Origin of the sequence: Aeromonas sp. R2-3, from assembly GCF_040908375.1 — a bacterium.
GTDB classification, from domain to species: domain Bacteria; phylum Pseudomonadota; class Gammaproteobacteria; order Enterobacterales; family Aeromonadaceae; genus Aeromonas; species Aeromonas veronii.
Genome location: NZ_JBFODP010000004.1, coordinates 37,634 through 59,709, shown reverse-complemented (window position 1 = coordinate 59,709; position 22,076 = coordinate 37,634). Strand labels below are relative to the sequence as shown.

The window sequence follows — 22,076 nt, the reverse complement described above, 5'->3', positions numbered from 1 at the left end:
TGCCGCCCCGAGACCCTTTCGGGGCGTTTTTACATCAACGAAGTTAAGGATTGTTTGTTCGATGACTGACACTTATAGCCTGCTGGTCGCCTTTATTCTGGGCGTCGTCGAGGGGCTGACCGAGTTCCTCCCCGTCTCCTCCACCGGCCACATGATTATCGTCGGCCATCTGCTGGGCTTTGAAGGGCCCAAGGCTGCCACTTTCGAAGTGGTGATCCAGCTTGGCTCCATCCTCGCCGTGGTCGCCGTCTTCTGGCGCCGCCTGTTTGGCCTGATTGGCATCCACTTCGGCCAGAAGCCGTCCCGGGATCACGCGACCCTGTCGCTGGTGCATGTCATCCTCGGCATGATGCCCGCCATCGTGGTCGGTCTGGCCATCCACAGCTGGATCAAGGCCAACCTGTTTGGTCCGCAGACCGTCATGTACGCGCTGGTCGCGGGGGGCATCCTGCTGATCATCGCCGAGAAGTTCCGCCCGGCCGTCACAGCAGAAACCCTGGATGACATCAGCTACAAGCAGGCGTTCGGCATCGGTCTGTTCCAGTGTCTGGCCCTGTGGCCCGGCTTCTCCCGCTCCGGCGCCACCATCAGTGGTGGCATGCTGATGGGGATCAGTCGTCACGCCGCCGCCGAGTTCTCTTTCATCATGGCGGTGCCCATGATGGTGGCGGCCAGTGGGCTTGATCTCTACAAGAGCCGCGATTTCCTCTCGATGGCCGACTTCCCGATGTTTGCTGTGGGCTTTATCACCGCCTTCGTGGTGGCGATGTTTGCGATCAAGACCTTCCTGACATTGATCCGCCGCATCGACTTTATCCCGTTCGCCATCTACCGCTTTATCGTGGCATTCGCCGTCTATCTGGTGTTTGTAGCCTGACCGGCAACCAGCAATCAAATGAAAAAAGGGACCAATGTGGTCCCTTTTTCTATGGCGTCATGGTGCTTAGTAAAGGTGCTGGCTGATGCCGTTCAGCAGCCGTGACAGCCCCTTGGTGAACTGCACTGGCGCATCCTGTACCGTGTAGCAGAGGCAGCCATCGGGCGTATGCGGGCTGTGGGAGTGGCTGGCATCGCGCCAGATGAAATCTCCCGCCTTGTAAAGGGTATCGCCATCCTGAATATTGCCAGCCAGCAGCAAGGTCAGCTCATAGCCCTGATGGGTGTGCTCGGGGATGCGACCGCCCGCTTCGATATGGAGCAAGCTGGCGCGCGCCCCCATCTCGTCCAGCGGCAAACTCTGCTGACGAATAGCCCCGATATGGCGCCACTTGGGCGAACGATAGCGGGCCAGCACCCGTGGCAAACGGTAGGCGTGACCGGCTACCTCCAGCTCGCCGTGCTGGGCTCGGGGCTGGTCATGTGCTGGCTCGGAGAGGGGCTCAGCCAGCGGCTGGGCCAGAATATCCGCCAGCATGGCGTCGAATCCGGCATCCAGCGCTACTTCATCTTCATCGCGGGAGTCCAGCTCGGGCTCTGCTGGCGAGGCAAGATATTGCTGCGCCAGCTCCTCTTCGAATGTCTTCAGTCGGGCAGCACAATCGGGGCAGAGTTCACAGTGAGCGGAGAGCCCCACCGCCAGCGGCAGAGGGAGCTCGTCGGCGGCGAAGGCGCGCAGCATAGGGTCGGTCGGATGGGCTTTAATCATGGCCTTGCTCCACTTGCTCTTTCAGTTTCTGTAGCGCCAGCCGGAGGCGGGACTTGATAGTGCCGAGCGGCACGCCAAGGCGCTCCGCCAGCTCCTGCTGGGAGAACTCCTGCAGATAGATGCCACGCACCACCTGCTGTTGCGGCTCCGGCAGGGTGCCCAGATAGTGGGCCATCTGACGGGTCAGCACCGCATCCTCACCCCCGCTCAGATGCTCCTCTTCGGCCTGAAACTCCAGCACCGGCCACAGCTCCTCGGCACAGAGATCCTCCTTGCTGGCGCGACGACGGCGCAGCATGTCGAAGCACTGGTTGCGCATCACGGTGTAGATCCAGGTGGTCGGCGCCCCCTTCTCGGGGTGGTAGAGGCGCGCCTTTTGCCACACCAGCAGCATGGTCTCCTGCACCAGCTCCATGGCGTTGGCTTCGCTGCCGAGGTGGCGCAGGCCGTAGCTGCGAATGCGCGGCGCAAAGTGTTGGAACAGGCGGGCAAAAGCAGCCTTGTCGGCCTGCTCTGCCACCCTGATCAGCAGAGATTTGAGGTCGCCATCCGGGTTATCCATCACGGGCGAGGTCCTGCGTATGGTCGAGTGTGGTTGGCCAGTATATGCCATTGCGCCATCCCTTTGGTGTGCTGTCGAACATGCTGTGGTGATGACTTGTACGGCGCTGCGGCAGTGGCGGATCAGCGGGTCAGGAAAAAATCAGTGGCTGGCCACCAGTACCCCCTTGAGCAGGGCGATGGCGGGCTGATTGTCGGCGGCGGCCAGCAGCAGTTGTTTCTGTTCAGGGGGGATCGGCAACACCTCCAGCCAGCGCTGGGCCACCCAGTTGCCATCGTCCCAGCGGGGGGCGGGATAGAGGGCGGCATAGTCGGGATAGTCGGCAAACACCTCCCGCAGCGCATCAACCAGTGGTTGCTGATCGGGATGGAGCCGGCGGGGCGGCCAGGCCGGCAGCGGCGTCACCTCGCCGATACGCAGGCCATCCTGCTCCTGCCACAGATCCTCTATCTGCACCCGCTCCATCCCCTGCACCGTGATCCCCAGCATGCCGTCCGGCAACCGGTCGAAGTCGATGATGGTGACCCGGGTGGCGATGGGCAGCATGTTGCGCAGGGCGTCGGGCTGGCGAGGGTCCACCATGCAGAGGGCAAAGCCGGACTCCCCCGCCTCGGCGATCATCCGCTGGTATCTCGGTTCGAAGATCCGCAGCGGCATGATGCCGCCGGGCAGCAGGTGGGCAGATAGGGGAAACAGCGCCAGTCGCATCGCAAACTCCTCGGTTGGGAACGTATGTTGATACGCTGGGCCAGAGGGAGGAGATCATTCCCGTCAGCGGAAAGGAAAAACCCTTAACAATCAGGGGAAAATAGCCTGGACAAGCCGCTTCGATATGCAGTAGAAATGGATAAGCACCGTAATTTCCGCCCAATATTCTGGAATATGGCGCCAAACGCAGTGAAATATCCGCCCGACAGCGAGCGGCGGGTCATCCCTATAGTTTTCTCGAGCCGATGCGGGTAAAATTCACGCCCTTATATATCAGTCATTTTTCGACGCGCAACCTTGGTGGTCAGTTATGAAAGAGCATATTCATCATCTACTTGAACAAACGGTAGCCAATCTCAAGTCAGCAGGCGTCCTGCCGGCGGACCTGGAAGCCCGCGTGCAAGTAGACCGATGCAAGGAAAAAGCTCACGGCGACCTGGCTACCAACCTGGCCATGCTGCTGGCCAAACCGGCCCGCAAGAATCCCCGTGAGCTGGCGGCTGCCATCATCGAGCACCTGCCTGCCTCCGACCTGATCGCCAAGGTCGAGATCGCCGGTCCCGGCTTCATCAACTTCTTCTTCGACCAGCGCTGGCTGGCCGGTCAGGTCGAGGCCATGGTGACCTCTGCCAACGCCAACGTACGGTTGCCCGCGCCACAAACCGTGGTGGTGGACTACTCCGCCCCCAACGTGGCCAAAGAGATGGCGGTGCACCACATCCGCTCCACCGTACTCGGTGACGTAGCTGCGCGCGCGCTGGAATTCCTCGGCCACAAAGTGATCCGTGCCAACCACATCGGCGACTGGGGCACCCAGTTCGGCATGCTGATCGCCTACCTGGAGAAGATGTCCAACGAACACGCCAGCGACATGGCGCTCAAGGATCTGGAAGCCTTCTACACCCAGGCCAAGCGTTGCTACGACGAAGACGAAGCCTTCGCCGAGCGCGCCCGTAACTACGTGGTCAAGCTGCAGGGCGGCGACGAATACTGCCGTACCATGTGGAAGAAGCTGGTCGACATGACCATGGAACAGAACCAGATCAACTACGACCGCCTCAATGTCTCCCTGACCAACAAGGACATCATGGGCGAGTCCATGTACAACGACATGCTGCCGGAGATCGTTGCAGACCTGAAAGCCAAGGGGCTGGCGGTCGAGAGCGAAGGCGCCACCGTTGTCTTCCTGGACGAGTTCAAGAACAAGGATGGCGAGGCCATGGGCGTCATCATCCAGAAGAGCGATGGCGGTTTCCTCTACACCACCACCGACATCGCCTGTGCCAAATACCGTTATGAAACCCTGGGCGCCGACCGTGTCATGTACTTCATCGACTCACGTCAGCACCAGCACCTGATGCAGGCCTGGACCATCACCCGCAAGGCGGGCTATGTGCCGGAATCCGTCCCCCTCGAGCACCACGCCTTCGGCATGATGCTGGGCAAGGATGGTCGTCCCTACAAGACCCGCTCCGGTGGTACCGTCAAGCTGGTTGACCTGCTGAACGAAGCGGAAGAGCGCGCCGCCGCCCTGCTGGAGAGCCGCAACAGCGACCTCTCTGCCGAAGAGAAGGCCAACGTGGTCAACGCCATCGCCATGGGCGCGGTCAAGTATGCGGATCTCTCCAAGAACCGTACTACCGACTACATCTTCGACTGGGATCTGATGCTCTCCTTTGAAGGCAACACCGCCCCTTACCTGCAGTACGCCTACACCCGTATACAGTCCATCTTCCGCAAGGCCAACATCGATGCCGAAACGCTGACCGGCAACGTGACCCTGAACGAAGAGGCCGAAGAGGTGCTGGCCCAGAAGCTGATCCAGTTCTCCGACGCGGTCAACGGCGTGGCCGACAAAGGCATGCCGCACCTGCTCTGTACCTACCTGTACGAGTTGTCCGGCAACTTCATGACCTTCTATGAAGCCTGCCCGATCAACAAGGATGGCGTGGACGAGGCAACCCGTCAGAGCCGTCTGCTGCTGTGCGCCGCCACCGCCAAGGTGCTGAAGCTGGGCCTCGGCGTACTGGGCATCCATACCCTGGAGCGCATGTAATAGATGGCAACCCGGGATTATGTCGGCAGCCGCCCGCGACGTCGGGCGGGTGGCCGCAATACCAAGAAAGCGGCCCCTCGCCGCTTTCCTGTTATTCCAGTGCTGCTGGTCGTGGCACTGCTGGCAGGCTTTGGTGGCTTCCTTTACATGATCAATGGCAAGGGCAACGATGCCCCCACCATTGAGGAGCAGGTAAAGGCCAACAAGCCAAAAGCGCAGAATAACGGGCTGCCTCAGGAGAAGTGGAGCTACATCGAACGGCTTGAGAACAAGCAGGTCGATATCATAGAGCCGCCGACCCAGCCGGGTGTGCTGCCGCCACCACCGGCAGATACCATGACCCTGCAACCGGAAAAACTGCCGCAGCCGGTGCCGACCGACATTCCCCAACCGGGAACACCCATCGGCCAGCCCAAGCCCTATCAGCCCAATCCGGCGACCACCCCTTCCACCTCGGGTGCACCGGTTGCCAGCGCGCAAGAGCAGGTGATCGACCGCAAGGCCGAACGGGAACGGATGGAGCGGGAGATCCGCGCCGAGCTGGAACGGGAGCGCGCCGAAGCGGCCAAGGCCAAAGCGGCCACTCCGCCAGCCCAGACCGCAGCCGCCGACAGCGGTCGCTATATGATGCAGTGCGCCGCCCTGCGCTCGCAGGATTCCGCAGAGTCGCTCAAGGCGCGTATCGCCTTCACCGCCGGCCTCTCCTCCAGCCTGCAGGTGATCAATGGCGCCAACGGCACCGTCTACAAGGTGATGGTCGGCCCCTTCAACGGCAAGGCGGCCGCCGACGCGGCCAACAGCAAGCTGCAGAGCTCCGGCATCAGCGGCTGCATTCCCAAGAAAGGGTAATCCGCTTACCGATGACGCAGGGCCGGGTGGCAACACCCGGCCCTGTTCTTTTGGTGCCACTCGCACCCACGCTGTTTGCTACCCCGTTTATCCCGACCAAAGGCAGGGTTGAAAAGCCCGTTTGCCATCCCCATCTTTCTTGCCATGCACAGTCAGGCCGTCATTCGGCTCAAGCGAGGTAAGTAAAGTGACTACCATAGTTTCAGTTCGCCGCAACGGTCAGGTCGTCATCGGTGGCGATGGCCAGGTCTCTCTTGGCAACACCGTCATGAAGGGCAACGCCCGCAAGGTTCATCGTCTCTATAACGGCAAGGTGCTGGCCGGTTTCGCTGGCGGTACCGCCGACGCCTTCACCCTGCTCGAACGTTTCGAAGCAAAACTGCAGGCCCATCAGGGTAATCTGGAGCGCGCCGCCGTGGCGCTGGCCAAAGATTGGCGCACCGATCGCGCCCTGCGCCGCCTCGAAGCGCTGCTGGCCGTGGCCGACGAACACAAATCCTTCATCATCACCGGCAACGGTGACGTGGTGCAGCCGGAGCACGATCTCATCGCCATCGGCAGCGGCGGCAACTTCGCCCAGTCCGCCGCTATCGCGCTGCTGGAAAACACCGAGCTGGATGCCAGGACCATTGTCGAGAAGTCCCTCAAGATTGCGGGCGACATCTGCGTCTTCACCAACGGCAACCACACCATCGAAGTGCTGGACTACGCTGCCAAGTAAGGCCGCCAGCCAAACCCAATTTCCCAAGGGGCGGGCACTGCCCGCCCCGGATACAGGAACACCATCATGTCCGAGATGACCCCGAGAGAAATCGTCCACGAGCTGGATCGTCACATCATTGGTCAGGCCGATGCCAAGCGCGCCGTTGCCGTTGCCCTGCGCAACCGCTGGCGCCGGATGCAGCTCAACGAAGAGATGCGCCATGAAGTGACCCCGAAAAACATCCTGATGATCGGCCCGACCGGTGTCGGCAAGACCGAGATCGCCCGTCGTCTGGCCAAGCTGGCCAACGCCCCCTTCATCAAGGTGGAAGCGACCAAGTTCACCGAAGTGGGCTATGTCGGCAAGGAAGTGGACAGCATCATCCGCGATCTGACCGATGCCGCCATCAAGCTGGTGCGCGAGACCGAGATGGAGAAGATGAAATACCGCGCCGAGGAAGCCGCCGAAGAGCGCATCCTCGACGCCCTGCTGCCCAACCCGCGCAACACCTGGGGTGAGGAAGAGAAAGCCGACAACTCCAACACCCGCCAGATCTTCCGCAAGAAACTGCGTGAAGGTCAGCTGGATGACAAGGAGATCGAATTGGAGCTCTCTGCCTCCCCTATGGGTGTCGAAATCATGACCCCGCCGGGCATGGAAGAGATGGCCAACCAGCTGCAGGGGCTGTTCCAGAACCTGGGACAGAACCAGAAGAAAAAGCGCAAGATCAAGGTCAAAGAGGCCATGAAGGCGCTGATCGAAGAGGAAGCAGCCCGTCTGGTCAATCCGGAAGAGCTGAAGCAGAAAGCGATCGCTGCGGTCGAGAACAACGGCATCGTCTTCCTCGACGAGATCGACAAGATCTGCAAGCGCGGCGAAAGCTCGGGCCCGGATGTCTCCCGTGAAGGGGTTCAGCGCGACCTGCTGCCGCTGGTTGAAGGTTGCACCGTCAACACCAAGCACGGCATGGTCAAGACCGACCACATCCTGTTTGTCGCCTCCGGCGCCTTCCAGATCGCCAAGCCGTCCGACCTCATCCCCGAGCTGCAGGGTCGTCTGCCGATCCGGGTCGAGCTGACCGCCCTGACCACAGATGACTTCGAGCGCATCCTGACCGAACCGAACGCCTCGCTGACCGATCAGTACAAGGCGCTGATGGCCACCGAAGGGGTCAACATCGAGTTCACCAAGGATGGCATCCGCCGTCTGGCTGAAGCGGCGTGGCAGGTTAACGAGCGTACCGAGAACATCGGTGCCCGTCGTCTGCACACCGTGATGGAGCGCCTGATGGAAGATATCTCCTATGACGCCTCCGAGAAGTCCGGCGAGACCTTTGTCATCAACACCGACTACGTCAACGCCCACCTCGGCAAGCTGATTGAAGACGAGGATCTGAGCCGCTTTATTCTGTAAGCACGATCGATGGACCTGAAAACGCCTCCCTTGTGGAGGCGTTTTTATTTCTCCACCGCCTCCGTCCTCTACACGGATTCTGGCCCTTATCTGCGGCAACCCATTCAATCAAAGGACGTTTTCAAACCATCTCTTTCGAATGCCCGCCGTTTTTCATCCCTGCTGAAATCTGCTCAAAAAAAGATCTGTCTACTTCTGTGCAATTGATTTATACATACGTATAAATCAGATCACAATCTGTGCAACAGGAACCAGAAAGATGAATCCAACCCGGCAGAAACTGCTCGATACCGGCCTCGCCATCGCCACCGAGAAGGGGCTGCGCGGCCTGACGGTGCGCGAGCTGGCGGCGGCGGCAGAGGTGAACCTCGGCTCCTTCGTCTACCACTTCGGCAACCGCGACGCCTTTATCGACGAGCTGGTCGAGCTCTGGTATGCCCCCCTCTATGACGAGCTCAAGGCGGTGGCAGCCAAAGGCTCCTACCCCTCTGCCATTGCCATGTTCGAGGCCACCATGGAGGCGCTGATCGGGCTGGTGGCGCGCCAGCGCGGCTTTATCAACCACCTGTTTGGCGATGCGCTGGCGGGTGAAGGGGCGGCCCAGCGCTTTCTGCTCAGCCTGCCGCGCCGCCATCCCCTGCTGCTGATCGAGCAGGTACGGATGGCACAGGCGGAAGGGTCGCTGGTCGCGGGTCACCCGCTCCAGCTGATGATCTTCATCATGGGGTCGGTCGGCCTGCCGCTGGTGATCGCCGGCAGCGGTCGCCAGCTCGGCTGGCTGCCCGAACAGGCCGCCCCCTTTCTCAGTCAGATAGACAGCCCTGAGGCCGCCAGACAGCGGCTGGTATGGGCCCTGCGCGGCCTGCGCCCCACCGACATGAAAGAAGGAGAAGCGGCATGAAACAACGCATTGCAATCGTAGCCCTGCTGCTAACCGTTATCGGTGGCTACCTCTGGTGGCAGGGGCGCCCGGCCGACGGCTCCATCCTCTACGGCAACGTCGATATTCGCGACGTCAATCTGGCCTTTCGGGTCGGCGGCCGGGTCGATCAGGTGCTGTTCGATGAGGGGGATAGCGTAAAAGCCGGTCAACTGCTGGCCCGCCTCGATCCGGCTCCCCTCACCCACAGCCGCGACAGCGCCCGCGCCAATTTGGCGGCGCTCACTGCCGCCAACGCCTTGATCCACAAAGGCTATCGCAGCGAAGAGACCGACCGCGCCCGGGCCGCACTGGCCGCCGCCGAAGCCGCTGCGCTGGAGGCCGACCAGCAGTGGCGCCGCCAGAGTGCATTGGCAGCCACCGGCGCCATCTCCCGCGGTCAGCTCGATACCGCCCGCTCCCAGCGGGATCAGACCCAGGCGCAGGTACGCTCCGCCCGCGAGCAGCTCGCCCAGCTCGAAACCGGCTACCGCCCGGAGGAAATCGCCCAGTCCGATGCCCAGCTGGAAGGGGCCAAAGCGGCGCTCGCCAGTGCCGAACTGGCGCTGGCAGATGCCAGCCTGACCGCCCCCAGCGACGGCATCATCATCAGCCGCGCTGTCGAGAACGGCAGCATGGTGCAGAGCGGAGCGACCGCCTTCAACCTCTCCCTGACTGCGCCAGTCTGGGTGCGCGCCTATGTGGAGGAGCCCTGGCTCGGCCACTTCCCGAGCGGCGCCAAAGTGACCCTCACCACCGACTCGCGGCCGGATCAGCCCTATCACGGGGTGGTGGGATTTGTCTCGCCCACCGCCGAGTTCACCCCGAAATCGGTGGAGACGCCGGACCTGCGCACTCACCTCGTCTACCGGCTGCGCATCGTGGTGCAGGATCCCGACCCGGCCCTGCGCCAAGGGATGCCGGTCACCGTCAGGCTGGCTCCATGAACAGCGCCATCTCCCTTGAGGGGCTCACCAAACGCTTTGGCGAGCGGGTCGCCCTCAACGCCATCTCGGCCACCATTCCGACCGGTGGCATCACCGGGCTGGTCGGCCCCGACGGCGCGGGCAAGAGCACTTTGCTTCGCCTGCTGGCCGGTCTGCTGATCCCGGAAGCAGGCACCATCCGGGTGCTGGGGCTGGACCCGGTGAGCGAGGGGGATCTGCTGCGCCTGCGCCTTGGCTACATGCCCCAGCAGTTCGGCCTCTACGAGGATCTTAGCGTACTGGAGAACCTCACCCTCTACGCTGACTTGCGCGGCGTACTGGAGCCCGAACGCACGCCCACCTTCGCGCGGCTGCTCGCCTTCACCGATCTCGCGCGCTTCACCGCACGACCGGCAGGCAAGCTCTCTGGCGGGATGAAGCAGAAACTCGGGCTGGCCTGCGCCCTGCTCGGCACCCCGGATGTGCTGCTGCTCGATGAACCCGGGGTCGGGGTCGATCCCATCTCCCGCCGCGCCCTCTGGCAGATGGTGCGCGAGCTGGCCAAGGGAGGGATGACGGTGCTCTGGAGTACCGCCTATCTCGATGAGGCGGAGCTGTGCGACCACGTGCTGCTGATGGCGGATGGCGAGGTGCGCACCAGCGGCACCCCGGCCGATCTGATGGGAGCCATGGCCAGCCGCTGCTGGCTGCTGGAGGCGGGGCAACTGGATGGCCGCGAGCGGCGCGCCCTGCTGCGCCGGGCACTGGCTCACCCGGCGGTGATGGATGGCGCGGTGGCGGGGGAGCGGGTTCGCCTGCTGCTGCACCCGGGCATGACGCCCCCGCCGCTGGCGGAGCTGCAACTGGCCAACGGCGCCTTTCAACCGGCCCAGCCCCGGCTGGAGGATGCCTTTATCGACCTACTCGGCGGCGGCCCCGGCGGGGAGTCAAGTCTGGCAGCCGGGATGCGGGAAGCCGAACTGCCGCAGGGAGTCTCCTCCGAGGCGGTGATCGAGGCACGCCACCTCACCAAGCGCTTCGGCGATTTCGCCGCCACCGATGATGTCACCTTTGCGGTGCGCCGCGGCGAGATCTTCGGCCTGCTCGGCCCCAACGGGGCGGGCAAGTCCACTACCTTCAAGATGGAGTGCGGCCTGCTGCGCCCGAGCGAGGGACAGGCGCTGGTAACCGGCATCGATCTGGCTCACAGCCCCTCGGCGGCACGCCAGCGCCTCGGCTACATGGCGCAGAAGTTCTCCCTCTACAAGCAGCTTACCGTGGCGCAGAACCTCTCCTTCTTCGCCGGTATCTACGGCCTGTTCGGCCGCCACCAGCAAACGCGGATCGACGCCATGGTGACTGCCTTTGCCCTCGCCCCCTGGCTCGATCAGAAGGCGGAATCCCTGCCGCTCGGCCTACGCCAGCGCTTATCGCTGGCCTGCGCCCTGCTGCACGAGCCGCCGCTGCTGTTCCTCGACGAGCCCACCTCCGGGGTCGATCCGGTGACCCGGCGCGAGTTCTGGTCTCACATCAACGCGCTGGCCGGCCACGGCGTCACCGTGCTGGTCACCACCCACTTTATGGACGAGGCGGAGTATTGCGACCGCATCGCCCTCATCTATCGCGGCAAGCTGCTGGCGCTCGGCACCCCGGACGATCTCAAGGGGCTGGCTGCCAAAGAGGCGGTGACCTCTTTGCCAACCGGCTCCTTGCCGACCTGTTCTTTGCCAACAATGGAAGAGGCCTTTATCACCCTGGTCGAGCGGGCCAGCGAGGAGGACGCATGAGCATCAACCGTCGGCGACTGCTGGCCCTCTGCCGCAAGGAGACGCTGCAAATCGTCCGCGATCCGAGCAGCATCCTCATCGCCTTCATCATGCCGGTGGTGCTGCTGGTGGTGATGGGTTACGCCATCAATCTGGATGTGGACCATCTGCGCCTCGGCATCTGGCGTACCGACAGCGGCGCCCCGGCGGTGCGGCTGGAGCAGGCCCTGCGCGGCTCTACCGCGCTGGAGATCCACAGCGGGCCGAGCAAGGAGTCCCTGCTCGCCAGTCTGGCCCGTGGCGAGATCCGCGGCCTGCTGGTGATCGACGACGGCTTCTCCCGCGCGCTGGCCGGTCAGGGCAATGGCACGCCGCAGGCGCTGCTGCTGACCGACGGCTCAGAGCCCAACACCGCCAACTTCGTCACCAACTATGTGCAGGGGATCTGGCAGGGATGGCTCGCTGGCGAGGGGGTCGCCATGCCGGTGTCGATAGAGAGCCGCGCCTGGTTCAACCCGGCGCTGGTGAGCCGCAACTTTCTGGTGCCGGGCTCCATTGCGGTGGTGATGACCATCATAGGCGCCCTGCTCACCTCGCTGGTGGTGGCGCGGGAGTGGGAGCGCGGCACCATGGAGGCGCTGCTCGCCACCCCGGTCACCAAGGGGGAGCTGCTGCTCTCCAAGCTGTTGCCCTACTATGGCCTTGGCATCATTGCCATGCTGCTCTGCCTGCTCTTCTCGGTGGCGGTGATGGGCGTGCCGTGGCGCGGCTCCCTGCTGCTGCTCTTTCTGGTCACCAGCGTCTTTCTCGGCAGCGCCCTCGGGCTCGGCCTGTTCCTCTCCACCGTAATGCGCAGCCAGTTCAACGCCGCGCAGGCTGCGCTGATCGCCGCCTTTCTGCCCGCCGTGATGCTGTCGGGTTTCGTGTTCGAGATCGCCAGCATGCCGCCGCTACTGCGGGCCATCACCCACCTCATTCCGGCCCGTTACTTCGCGAGCTCGCTGCAGACCCTCTATCAGGCGGGCAGCGTCTTCTCGATCCTGCTGGTCAACGGTTTCTGTCTGCTGCTGCTGGCCGGTTTCTGGCTGGCCCTGACCGCCCGCAAGACGCGGCGCACTCTGGAGTAACCCATGCTGATCCGACTCTGGTGGCTGATCCGAAAAGAGCTGCAGGCCCTGATGGGCAATACTCAGGGGCGCTTTCTGCTCATCATGCCGGTGCTGCTGCAAACCGCCCTCTTCCCGTTCGCCGCCACTCTGGAGGTGACCGGCAATACGCTGGCCATCTACAACCAGGATGGCGGTGCCCAGAGCCGCGAGCTGCTGGAGCGCCTCACCCATATGCCCGCCTTCACCACCATCATCCCGGTGCAGGGCGAGGCGGGCATGACCGAGGCCATCACCGGACAGCGGGCACTGCTCGGGCTGATTATTCCGGGGGATTTCTCGCGCCGGCTGGCGCGCGGCGAACCGGCCAAGGTGCAGCTGATCATCGACGGGCGCCGCTCCAATGGCGGTCAGGTGGCGGCGGGCTACATCAGTCAGGTGATCGCCCGCTGGCAAAGTGAGGGCAAGGGGCAACCCGAGCTGGCGGTACGCAACCTCTACAACCCCAACGTCGAGTTCCACTGGCATATCCTGCCAGCGCTGGTGGCCATCATTACCACCACCGGCTGCCTTATCGTTACCGCCCTCTCGGTCGCGCGGGAGCGGGAAGAGGGCACCTTCGATCAGCTGCTGGTCTCCCCCCTCACCGCAGGCTGGATCATGGCGGGCAAGGCGGTGCCCGGCATCATGGTGGCGGTGGGGCAAGGGTGCATAGTCGCGCTGGCCGCCCGTTTTGTCTTTCACCTCCCCTTTGCCGGCAGCCTCAGCCTGCTGATGGCGGGCATGGTCTGCTACGGGCTGGCACTGGCCGGGATCGGGCTCTTCATCTCGTCGTTCTGCTCGACCCAGCAGCAGGCCTTTCTCGGGGTCTTCTCCTTCACCGTACCGGCGGTGATCCTCTCGGGCTACATCTCGCCGGTGGAGAACATGCCGCAGGTGTTCCAGTGGCTGGCGGCCATCGACCCCCTCACCCACTTCATCGTGCTGCTCAAGGGGGTCTTCCTCAAGGGGTTCGACTGGTCGGCCGCCTGGCCCCTGCTCTGGCCGCTGCTCGCCATCGCCGGCGTCACCCTGTCGCTGGCGCTCGCCATGTTCCGCCGCCATATTGCCTGACGCGCCACCTTGCTCCGCTGATGCCAGTCTCGCCCAGTGCGAGATCGGCTTTTTCCGATAGAAGTTTTCACTCCCCGGCTTTTGCTAAAGCGCTCTTGCTCTCCACCATCCCTCACCCCGAGCCAGCGCAGAAATCATCAACTGGTATACCTATTTTTATATATCTTTGAATTTTATCGAATTACCCCTGACGAGATATATAAATAGACACTTGATTTGCATCAATTGCCCGCCCCGACTGACTGGGTAGCCTAGCCCCAGAATGATGTTTTATTACTCCAAACTAGAGGCAATCATGAGCAAAGTCAGACTGGTCGTTGTGGGCAACGGCATGGTGGGGCACCGCTTCATCGAAGAGTTGATCGAGCGGGCCGACCCGGGCCGCTACGAGATCACCGTCTTCGGTGCAGAACCCCGTCCCGCCTACGATCGCGTCCATCTCTCCTCCTACTTCTCCCATCACACCAGCGAAGATCTCTCCCTCGTCAAACCCGGCTTCTACGACAAGCACGGCATCCGCCTGCTGCTCGGCGAAGCGGTGAAAAAAATCGACAGGGCCAACCGCGAAGTGCACTCCAACAAGGGCACTGTGATCGGGTACGACAAGCTGGTGCTGGCCACCGGCTCCTACCCCTGGGTGCCGCCCATTGCGGGCAGTCAGCACCACGAGTGCTTTGTCTATCGCACCATCGAGGATCTGAAAGCCATCCGCAGCGCCGCCAGGAGCGGCAAGAGCGGGGTGGTGATCGGGGGCGGTCTGCTTGGCCTGGAAGCCGCCGGCGCCCTCAAGGCGCTGGGTCTCGAAACCCATGTGGTGGAATTTGCCCCTGTGCTGATGGCCGAGCAGCTCGACGGTCAGGGCGGCCAGCTGCTGCGCCGCAAGATTGAATCCATGGGGGTGCAGGTACACACCAGCAAGAGCACCAGCGAGATCCTGATGCATGGCGGCGAGCAGGCGAAACACCGCCTCGCCTTCGCCGACGGCAGCCAGCTGGAAGTGGACGTGGTGGTCTTCTCCACCGGCATTCGTCCGCAAGATACCCTCGGCCGCTACGGTGATCTGGCCATCGCCGAGCGCGGCGGCATCGTCATCGACGATCACTGCCTCACCTCCGATCCCAACATCTACGCCATCGGCGAGTGCGCCGCCTGGCAGGGCCGCTTCTTCGGGCTGGTGGCGCCGGGCTACAAGATGGCCCAGATCACCGTCGACCATCTGCTCGGCGGCGACAGCCGTTTCGAGGGGGCGGACATGAGCGCCAAGCTGAAACTGCTCGGCGTCTCCGTCGGCTCCATCGGCGATGCCCACGGCCGCACCCCGGGCAGCCACAGCTATGTGTTTCAGGACGATCAGGCCGGCGTCTACAAGAAGATCGTGGTGAGCGAAGACAACAGCCGATTGCTCGGCGCCGTGTTGGTGGGTGACGTGGAAGATTACGGCAACCTGCTGCAGATGATGCTCAATGCCCTGCCGCTGCCGAGCCACCCGGACACCCTGATCCTGCCCGCCTACGCCGGTGCCAAGCCGACACTGGGGGTGGATGCCCTGCCGGAGAGCGCCCAGATCTGCTCCTGCTTCGACGTCTCCAAGGGCGACATCGCCCAGGCCGTCGCCGAGGGTCACACCACGCTGGCCGCCATCAAGCAGCACACCAAGGCCGGTACCGGCTGCGGCGGCTGCGTGCCGCTCATCAGTCAGGTGCTCAACGCCGAGCTGGTGAAGCAGGGCATCGAGGTCAACAACCACCTCTGCGCCCACTTCCCCCACTCCCGTCAGGAGCTGTTCCATCTGGTCAAGGTGGAGGGGATCAAGAGCTTCGACGAGCTGCTGGCCAAGCACGGTCAGGGCTATGGCTGTGAGGTGTGCAAACCGACCGTCGGCTCCATCCTCGCCTCCTGCTGGAACGAGCATGTGCTGAGCCCGCGCAACATCCCACTGCAGGACACCAACGACATCTTCCTCGGCAACATGCAAAAGGACGGCAGCTACTCCGTCATCCCGCGCATGGCCGGCGGTGAAGTGACCCCGGAAGGGCTGCTGGCGGTGGCCGAAGTGGCCCGCGACTACAAGCTCTACACCAAGATCACCGGCGCCCAGCGCATCGGCCTGTTCGGGGCTCAGAAGGATGACCTGCCCGCCATCTGGCGCAAGCTGCTGGCAGCCGGATTCGAGACAGGTCAGGCCTATGCCAAGGCGCTGCGTATGGCCAAGACCTGTGTCGGCAGCACCTGGTGCCGCTTCGGCGTGCAGGACAGCGTTGGCCTCGGGGTCTTCCTCGAGAACCGCTACAAGGGGATTCGCACCCCGCACAAGATGAAGTTCGGCGTCTCCGGCTGTACCCGCGAATGTGCGGAAGCCCAGGGCAAGGATGTCGGCATCATCGCCACCGATGCGGGCTGGAACCTCTATGTGGGCGGCAACGGCGGCATGAAACCGCGCCACGCCGATCTGCTGGCTTCTGACCTTGACCGCGAAACCCTCATCAAGCTGATCGACCGCTTTATGATGTTCTACGTCACCAGCGCCGACAAACTGCAGCGCACATCGGTCTGGCTCGGCAATCTGGAAGGGGGTGTCGACTACCTGCGCGAGGTGATCGTCGACGACAAGCTGGGACTGGCCGAGACGCTGGAGCGCGATATCCAGACCCTCATCGACAGCTACGAGTGCGAATGGTCGCGCACCCTCAACGAAGAGGAGGCGCTCAAGCGCTTCAGCCACTTCATCAACAGCGACAAGCGCGATCCGGACGTGCAGTTCGTCAGCGAGCGCGACCAGCACAGACCCGCCACTCCGGCCGAGCGCATCCCCGTCTACCAGATCGAGGTGGAGACCAAATGATGAAATTCGCCTGCCAACTCAACGACATCCTGCCGGGAACCGGCGTCTGTGCACTCATTGAGGGTCGTCAGATCGCCCTGTTCCGCCCGAGCGCGGCGGCCGAGGTGTTCGCCATCGACAACCGGGATCCCTTCTTCGCCGCCAACGTGCTGTCGCGGGGCCTGATCTGCGAACACGACGGCGAGCTCTGGGTCGCCAGCCCGCTCAAGAAGCAGCGCTTTCGCCTGAGCGATGGCCACTGTTTCGACAACCCTGCGATGTCGGTTCAAAGCTACCCCGTTGAAGTGCGCGACCAGCTGGTCTGGGTCGCCGTCTAAAGCCAAATTCACTCTCTTTCGGGCTGCCAGAGGGCAGCCCTTTCAAGGACTCACAAGATGTACACGGAAACCATCAACAAGTGCGCCGCCAACGCGGCCCGCATCAACCGCTTCGAGCGCAGCGACAAGCTCGGCTTCTGGCTCAGCTCCGCCATGGCGGGGGCCTATGTGGGCCTCGGCATCATCCTCATCTTCACCCTCGGCAATCTGGTGGATCCGAGCATCCGACCGCTGGTGATGGGGGCCACCTTCGGCATCGCCCTGACGCTCGTCATCATCGCCGGCTCCGAGCTGTTCACCGGCCACACCATGTTCCTCACCTTCGGGGTGAAGACGGGCAAGATCACCATGGCCGACCTGCTGCGTATCCTGCCGCAGACCTGGGCGGGCAATCTGATTGGCTCCGTTGTGGTGGCGCTCATCTACTCCTACGGCGGCAGCCTGCTGCCGGACGCAGGCAGCCTGGCCCACAAGGTGGCGCTGGCCAAGACCCAGGCCCCGGCGCTGACCCTGTTTATGAAGGGGATCCTCTGCAACTGGTTGGTCTGCCTCGCCATCTGGATGGCGCTGCGCACCGAAGGAGCCGCCCGCTTCATCGCCATCTGGTGGTGCCTGCTCGCCTTTATCGCCTCCGGCTACGAACACTCCATCGCCAACATGACCCTGTTCGCCCTCTCCTGGTTTGGCGCCCACTCGGAGGCCTACACCCTGAGCGGCATCGGCCACAACCTGCTGTGGGTGACCCTGGGCAACACCGTCTCCGGCGCCCTCTTTATGGGCCTCGGCTACTGGTATGCCACCCCCAAGGCTGAGCGCCCGGTCGCGGTGAGCGACGCCACCACCACTGCCAACCAGACCCGAACCGCCTGATCAGGAGGCCCCATGGACTACTTGCCCATCTTTTGCCGACTCGACAACAAACCCGTGCTGCTGGTCGGCGGCGGCGAGGTGGCGGAGCGCAAAGCGCGCCTGCTGCTGGATGCCGGTGCTCGCCTCACTGTGGTCGCGCCCGAGCTCGACCCCGAGCTGGCGGAACTGGCTGCCAACGGCAGCATCGAGTGGCTGGCCGGTGAATTTGCATCGGAACAACTGGCGGGCAAGTGGCTGGTGGTGGCCGCCACCGATCGGCGCGAGGTGAATGCGCTGGTCTACCAGAGCGCCAACCGGGCGCGGATCTTTGCCAACGTGGTGGACGATCCGAAACGCTCCAGCTTCATCATGCCGTCGATCATCGACCGCTCGCCGCTGATGGTGGCCATCTCCTCCGGCGGCAAGGCGCCGGTGCTGGCCCGGCTGCTGCGGGAAAAACTGGAAGCCCTGCTGCCGCAACATCTGGGGGCCGTGGCGACCTTTGCCGGTAGCCTGCGGGAGCGGGTCAAGGCCCGCTTCGCTACCATGGGGGAGCGGCGCCGCTTCTGGGAGCGGCTGCTCGGGGCGGATCGGCTCGGTCAGGCGCTGGCACGGGGCGATAGCGCCTCTGCCCACCAGCTGGCCGATAGCCTGTTTGCCGATGAAAGCCACTCCAGTGGCGAAGTGGTGCTGGTGGGAGCCGGCCCCGGCGATCCGGGTCTGCTCACCCTGCACGCCCTACGCCAGATGCAGCAGGCCGACGTGGTGGTCTATGACCGGCTGGTCTCCGACGAGGTGATGGCACTGGTGCGCCGGGATGCCAAGCGCATCTTCGTCGGCAAGCAGGCGGGCAACCACTGCGTGCCGCAGGAGGGGATCAACCAGCTCTTGCTGGAGGAGGCGAAGAAGGGCCAGCGGGTGGTGCGGCTGAAGGGGGGTGACCCCTTTATCTTCGGCCGTGGCGGCGAAGAGCTGGAGACGCTGGTCGGCAGCGGCATCGGCTTTCAGGTGGTGCCGGGGATCACTGCGGCCAGCGGCTGCGCCGCCTACGCCGGCATTCCGCTCACCCACCGCGATCACGCCCAGAGCGTTCGCTTCGTCACCGCCCACGGCAAGGGGGGCGCCCGGGATCTCGACTGGCCGCTGCTGGCCAAAGATCGGCAAACGCTGGTCTTCTACATGGGGCTCTCCTCCTGCGCCACCATCCGCGAGCAGTTGCTGGCCCACGGCAAGGCGAGCAACACCCCGGTGGCGCTGATCGAGCGTGGCACCCAGCCCTGCCAGCGGGTCATTCGCGGCACCCTCGATGAGCTGCCCGCACTGGCGGTGGGGGTCGAAAGCCCGGCGCTGATCATGGTGGGCTCGGTAGTGACCCTGGCCGACCGGCTCGCCTGGTTTGGCGAGGCCCCACAGCGCCAACGAGCCCTCGCCTGAGGGATCCTCGGCAACTCACCATGAGGCCACCAGCAGGTGGCCTCACTTTTACCTCCCTCTTCTCCCATCACGGTCATAACCTGTTGTTTTAAGTCTGGTATCCTATGGGCATTGAGCCCTTGGCTACCATCTCAGGAATTCATCCCATGTCTCTTCCCATCAAGAACAGCGCCCGGCAGCGCGCGGATGACAGATCCCGCATTCTCACCCTGCTGCTGCGCGATGATGCCCTCACCGACAGCCTGCTGGATCCGCAGGTGGTGCAGGATGCCGAGCAGCGCGATCAGACCAGCGAACTCACTGCGCTGGTCAACGGGTTGCCTGCCGCCGACGTCGCCGATGCGCTGGAATCGCTGCCGCCTGATGAGCGTCATGCCCTGTGGGCGCTGGTGGAGGAGGAGAAGCGCGGCCAGATCCTGGTCGAAGCGTCGGAGACGGTGTGGGACAGCCTCATCAGCGGGATGAGCGACAAGGAGCTGCTGCACGCCCTGCGCACCCTGGATATCGATGACCAGATCTATCTGGGCCAGTATCTGCCGCGCAACCTGATGGGGCGGCTGCTCACCTATATGGCCCCCGCCGACCGGGATCGGGTGCGGGAGGTGATCCGCTACGGCAAGCACACCGTCGGCGCCATGATGGACTTCGAGATCATCACCATCCGCCCCGAGGTGAGTCTGGCCACGGTGCAGCGCTATCTGCGCCTGCGCGGCAAGATCCCCGCCAACACCGACAAGCTGTTCGTCATCGATCGACGCAACCATCTGCTGGGGGAGCTGCCGCTCACCACTGTACTGCTGCACAAACCCGCCACCCTGGTGAGCGACGTGATGGAGCGGGATCCGGTCACCTTCGATCCGGAGGATAACGACGAAGCGGCCGCCCGCACCTTCGAGCGGGATGACCTGCTCTCCGCCGCCGTGGTGGATGGCAAGGGCAAGCTGATGGGCCGCCTCACCGTCGAAGAGGTGGTGGATCTGGTCTATGAGGAGAGTGACACAGACCTGCGCCGGATGGGGGGTATCAGCGAGGATGAAGACGTGTTCGCCCCGGTCTCCAAGGCGGTCAAGACCCGCTGGGCCTGGCTTGCCATCAACCTCTGCACCGCCTTTGTCGCCTCGAGGGTGATCGGTCTGTTCGAGCACACCATCTCCCAGCTGGTGGCACTGGCGGCGCTGATGCCCATTGTCGCCGGGATCGGCGGCAACACCGGCAACCAGACCATCACCATGATAGTGCGGGCGCTGGCGCTGCAGCACATTCAGGCGGGCAACCTCTCCTTCCTGCTGCTGCGGGAACTTGGCGTCGCCTTTATCAACGGGCTGGTGTGGGGCGGCACCATGGGCATTGCCACCTATCTGCTCTATCAGGATGCGGCGCTCGGCGCCGTGATGACGCTCGCCATGATGCTCAACCTGCTGGTGGCGGCGCTGATGGGGGTCATCATCCCCATGACCATGACCCGACTCGGCCGCGACCCGGCAGTCGGTGCCAGCGTGATGATCACCGCCATCACCGATACCGGCGGCTTCTTTATCTTCCTCGGGCTGGCGACCTTGTTCCTGCTGTAAACCGTGCGTTGAAAACAACAAGGGAGCCACTGGCTCCCTTGTTGTTTCAGGCGCGTTTGCCCACCCCTGCCGTTAGCTGCTTATCGCTTGTCAGCGGTGATCAGCAAGCCATTGGTGTCGGGGAAGCCGATGACCAGCGCCTCTTTTTTGGCATCCGTGGTATAGGTGGCGACATAGGCGACGCGGTTATCCATCGCCCGGGCCAGAGCGGCATTCCAGAGGTTTTCGATCGGCGTGGCGGCAGCGGATTGCTTGAAGTTGCACTTGCCAAACCCGGTCATGGTCAGCTTGCTCAACCCGGCAGTGGCACTCCCCTCGCCCACCAGCGTACAACCTGCCGCCGGAAACTCGATCGCCACCGTCAGCTTGCCGCCGTTGTTGGTGGTATCCACCTTGCCCACCATGTCGCTGCTGAAGCCATCGCTGCCCGTGGCACTCCAGCTGGCCGTGGTCACCGCTTTGGTGGTCAGGGCCGTCACCGCCACATGACCGCTGAAACCGGAATAGATGGGGGAGTTGTCGGAGAACTTGGTGCCGGTCCGGGTGAAATCAAAAACCCAGCGCTTGATCTCCTTGCCCTGCAGATCGATGACCGGCTGATCCTGGAAGGTGATGAGGTTGTGGTCGTTGGTCACCGAGCTGAGCGCCGTGCTGGTGCCGAGCCGTTCGCTGTTGCGGATCAACTGCACCGGGTAGATCCCGTCTTTGTCGGCTTTCTGGTCAGCCTGACCCAGCCACTGGCTGTTGGTCTCGACCTTGCCCACCTGATGATCCACCCAGACACCCCAGTGCTGCACGGTTTCACCCTTCGGGTAGACCAGCGCCAGACCATCCAGATCCTTGATCATGCGCGGCGTCGTCTTGTCGCCGTCGCGGCTCATCAGATTCGCTTGGTAAAGACCCGCCTCAGGCAGAGCCAGCGGCACCCGCTTGGCAATGCTGTTGGCAGCTTTTTCGCTGTCACAGGCAGATAGGGCCGCAGCGCAGGCGATGGCCAGCAGCGCTTTGTTGTGCATTTTCATGAGGTTTTATTCCTTGCTGTCGCTTTGTAATTTTTAGATGCAATCAATCGCCGCTGAATTTAAGGGAAAGGTCATCTATCAGTCGAATGGAGATCTGTAACCAACCATTACAGCCTCGCAGGAGCGGCAGGCCGCGCCGCTTGCCCCGACCGCACAGCGGTGACGACAACAGGGTGACTAACAGTGAAATAGCATTGAGGGTGGCGGCCCAGAAGAAAGACAAAAAACAGATGAAAATCAGAGCCATAACTCTATTAACAGGAGGGTAATTAGCC

At 63.2% G+C, this 22,076-nt stretch carries 19 protein-coding genes; 15 read left to right on the top strand and 4 right to left on the bottom strand.

What is annotated here, in order from left to right; genetic code table 11:
* Nucleotides 1-61 precede the first annotated feature (61 nt).
* Complete coding sequence (gene bacA, locus AB5Z02_RS01350; RefSeq protein ID WP_005355537.1) at nucleotides 62-877, top strand: undecaprenyl-diphosphate phosphatase; 816 nt, start codon at nucleotides 62-64, stop codon at nucleotides 875-877.
* Between the two features lie 66 nt (nucleotides 878-943).
* Here bacA and AB5Z02_RS01345 read toward each other — a convergent pair whose 3' ends face one another.
* The 3 genes from AB5Z02_RS01345 to AB5Z02_RS01335 form a co-directional block, all read right to left on the bottom strand.
* Complete coding sequence (locus AB5Z02_RS01345; protein WP_368215050.1) at nucleotides 944-1,645, bottom strand: ChrR family anti-sigma-E factor; 702 nt, start codon at nucleotides 1,643-1,645, stop codon at nucleotides 944-946.
* Nucleotides 1,638-2,207: a sigma-70 family RNA polymerase sigma factor gene (locus AB5Z02_RS01340; RefSeq protein WP_005355542.1), complete on the bottom strand. Its 570-nt coding sequence runs from the start codon at nucleotides 2,205-2,207 to the stop codon at nucleotides 1,638-1,640. The genes AB5Z02_RS01345 and AB5Z02_RS01340 overlap by 8 nt, the downstream gene beginning before the upstream one ends.
* Nucleotides 2,208-2,348: 141 nt before the next feature.
* On the bottom strand, nucleotides 2,349-2,915 hold the full coding sequence (locus tag AB5Z02_RS01335) for an LON peptidase substrate-binding domain-containing protein (RefSeq protein WP_368215049.1): 567 nt from the start codon (nucleotides 2,913-2,915) through the stop codon (nucleotides 2,349-2,351).
* A gap of 310 nt (nucleotides 2,916-3,225) precedes the next feature.
* Between AB5Z02_RS01335 and argS the strand changes: the two genes are divergently transcribed.
* The 14 genes from argS to mgtE all read left to right on the top strand — a co-directional run bounded on the left by argS (nucleotide 3,226) and on the right by mgtE (nucleotide 20,779).
* Entirely contained in the window at nucleotides 3,226-4,971 is a 1,746-nt protein-coding gene (gene argS / locus AB5Z02_RS01330; RefSeq protein ID WP_005355547.1) for an arginine--tRNA ligase, read from the top strand.
* Between the two features lie 3 nt (nucleotides 4,972-4,974).
* Complete coding sequence (locus AB5Z02_RS01325) at nucleotides 4,975-5,820, top strand: SPOR domain-containing protein (RefSeq protein ID WP_005340771.1); 846 nt, start codon at nucleotides 4,975-4,977, stop codon at nucleotides 5,818-5,820.
* Nucleotides 5,821-6,007: 187 nt separating this feature from the next.
* The gene (hslV, locus tag AB5Z02_RS01320; RefSeq protein ID WP_005342555.1) at nucleotides 6,008-6,541 is read left to right on the top strand and encodes an ATP-dependent protease subunit HslV; all 534 of its coding nucleotides are present in this window, start codon (nucleotides 6,008-6,010) and stop codon (nucleotides 6,539-6,541) included.
* A gap of 66 nt (nucleotides 6,542-6,607) precedes the next feature.
* On the top strand, nucleotides 6,608-7,936 hold the full coding sequence (gene hslU, locus AB5Z02_RS01315; RefSeq protein WP_124928187.1) for an HslU--HslV peptidase ATPase subunit: 1,329 nt from the start codon (nucleotides 6,608-6,610) through the stop codon (nucleotides 7,934-7,936).
* A 259-nt stretch (nucleotides 7,937-8,195) separates the two neighbouring features.
* Nucleotides 8,196-8,837, top strand: coding sequence for a TetR/AcrR family transcriptional regulator (locus AB5Z02_RS01310; protein ID WP_041209771.1), 642 nt, complete (start codon nucleotides 8,196-8,198; stop codon nucleotides 8,835-8,837).
* A complete protein-coding gene (gene hlyD / locus AB5Z02_RS01305) occupies nucleotides 8,834-9,802 on the top strand; it encodes a secretion protein HlyD (RefSeq protein ID WP_368215047.1) in 969 nt (322 codons plus the stop codon). Before AB5Z02_RS01310 ends, hlyD begins: the two co-directional genes overlap by 4 nt.
* Nucleotides 9,799-11,568: an ATP-binding cassette domain-containing protein gene (locus tag AB5Z02_RS01300; RefSeq protein WP_368215046.1), complete on the top strand. Its 1,770-nt coding sequence runs from the start codon at nucleotides 9,799-9,801 to the stop codon at nucleotides 11,566-11,568. Before hlyD ends, AB5Z02_RS01300 begins: the two co-directional genes overlap by 4 nt.
* Entirely contained in the window at nucleotides 11,565-12,674 is a 1,110-nt protein-coding gene (locus AB5Z02_RS01295) for an ABC transporter permease (RefSeq protein WP_139459629.1), read from the top strand. The genes AB5Z02_RS01300 and AB5Z02_RS01295 overlap by 4 nt, the downstream gene beginning before the upstream one ends.
* Before the next feature lie 3 nt (nucleotides 12,675-12,677).
* A complete protein-coding gene (locus AB5Z02_RS01290; RefSeq protein ID WP_156854376.1) occupies nucleotides 12,678-13,766 on the top strand; it encodes an ABC transporter permease in 1,089 nt (362 codons plus the stop codon).
* 295 nt (nucleotides 13,767-14,061) lie between these two features.
* Complete coding sequence (gene nirB / locus AB5Z02_RS01285; RefSeq protein ID WP_368215043.1) at nucleotides 14,062-16,608, top strand: nitrite reductase large subunit NirB; 2,547 nt, start codon at nucleotides 14,062-14,064, stop codon at nucleotides 16,606-16,608.
* Nucleotides 16,608-16,925, top strand: coding sequence for a nitrite reductase small subunit NirD (gene nirD, locus AB5Z02_RS01280; protein ID WP_123174093.1), 318 nt, complete (start codon nucleotides 16,608-16,610; stop codon nucleotides 16,923-16,925). The genes nirB and nirD overlap by 1 nt, the downstream gene beginning before the upstream one ends.
* 57 nt (nucleotides 16,926-16,982) lie before the next feature.
* Nucleotides 16,983-17,795 carry a nitrite transporter NirC gene (gene nirC, locus AB5Z02_RS01275; protein ID WP_123172128.1) on the top strand — a complete coding sequence of 271 codons (813 nt, stop codon included), beginning with the start codon at nucleotides 16,983-16,985 and terminating at the stop codon, nucleotides 17,793-17,795.
* A 12-nt stretch (nucleotides 17,796-17,807) separates the two neighbouring features.
* Nucleotides 17,808-19,208, top strand: coding sequence for a siroheme synthase CysG (cysG, locus tag AB5Z02_RS01270; protein WP_123172127.1), 1,401 nt, complete (start codon nucleotides 17,808-17,810; stop codon nucleotides 19,206-19,208).
* A 146-nt stretch (nucleotides 19,209-19,354) separates the two neighbouring features.
* Entirely contained in the window at nucleotides 19,355-20,779 is a 1,425-nt protein-coding gene (gene mgtE / locus AB5Z02_RS01265) for a magnesium transporter (protein WP_139494638.1), read from the top strand.
* Between the two features lie 80 nt (nucleotides 20,780-20,859).
* Here mgtE and AB5Z02_RS01260 read toward each other — a convergent pair whose 3' ends face one another.
* Nucleotides 20,860-21,801, bottom strand: a complete 942-nt coding sequence (locus AB5Z02_RS01260) for a hypothetical protein (protein WP_368215040.1) — start codon at nucleotides 21,799-21,801, stop codon at nucleotides 20,860-20,862.
* Between the last annotated feature and the right edge of the window lie 275 nt (nucleotides 21,802-22,076).

Bases quoted from the DNA above. Each gene is read 5' to 3' on its own strand.
- AB5Z02_RS01335 (WP_368215049.1), bottom strand. From the start codon at position 2,915: ATGCGACTGGCGCTGTTTCCCCTATCTGCCCACCTGCTGCCCGGCGGC.
- nirB (WP_368215043.1), top strand. From the start codon at position 14,062: ATGAGCAAAGTCAGACTGGTCGTTGTGGGCAACGGCATGGTGGGGCAC.
- bacA (WP_005355537.1), top strand. From the start codon at position 62: ATGACTGACACTTATAGCCTGCTGGTCGCCTTTATTCTGGGCGTCGTC.
- AB5Z02_RS01340 (WP_005355542.1), bottom strand. From the start codon at position 2,207: ATGGATAACCCGGATGGCGACCTCAAATCTCTGCTGATCAGGGTGGCA.
- argS (WP_005355547.1), top strand. From the start codon at position 3,226: ATGAAAGAGCATATTCATCATCTACTTGAACAAACGGTAGCCAATCTC.
- AB5Z02_RS01260 (WP_368215040.1), bottom strand. From the start codon at position 21,801: ATGAAAATGCACAACAAAGCGCTGCTGGCCATCGCCTGCGCTGCGGCC.
- AB5Z02_RS01290 (WP_156854376.1), top strand. From the start codon at position 12,678: ATGCTGATCCGACTCTGGTGGCTGATCCGAAAAGAGCTGCAGGCCCTG.
- AB5Z02_RS01345 (WP_368215050.1), bottom strand. From the start codon at position 1,645: ATGATTAAAGCCCATCCGACCGACCCTATGCTGCGCGCCTTCGCCGCC.
- AB5Z02_RS01310 (WP_041209771.1), top strand. From the start codon at position 8,196: ATGAATCCAACCCGGCAGAAACTGCTCGATACCGGCCTCGCCATCGCC.
- AB5Z02_RS01300 (WP_368215046.1), top strand. From the start codon at position 9,799: ATGAACAGCGCCATCTCCCTTGAGGGGCTCACCAAACGCTTTGGCGAG.
- AB5Z02_RS01325 (WP_005340771.1), top strand. From the start codon at position 4,975: ATGGCAACCCGGGATTATGTCGGCAGCCGCCCGCGACGTCGGGCGGGT.
- AB5Z02_RS01295 (WP_139459629.1), top strand. From the start codon at position 11,565: ATGAGCATCAACCGTCGGCGACTGCTGGCCCTCTGCCGCAAGGAGACG.
- cysG (WP_123172127.1), top strand. From the start codon at position 17,808: ATGGACTACTTGCCCATCTTTTGCCGACTCGACAACAAACCCGTGCTG.
- hlyD (WP_368215047.1), top strand. From the start codon at position 8,834: ATGAAACAACGCATTGCAATCGTAGCCCTGCTGCTAACCGTTATCGGT.
- nirD (WP_123174093.1), top strand. From the start codon at position 16,608: ATGAAATTCGCCTGCCAACTCAACGACATCCTGCCGGGAACCGGCGTC.
- mgtE (WP_139494638.1), top strand. From the start codon at position 19,355: ATGTCTCTTCCCATCAAGAACAGCGCCCGGCAGCGCGCGGATGACAGA.
- nirC (WP_123172128.1), top strand. From the start codon at position 16,983: ATGTACACGGAAACCATCAACAAGTGCGCCGCCAACGCGGCCCGCATC.
- hslU (WP_124928187.1), top strand. From the start codon at position 6,608: ATGTCCGAGATGACCCCGAGAGAAATCGTCCACGAGCTGGATCGTCAC.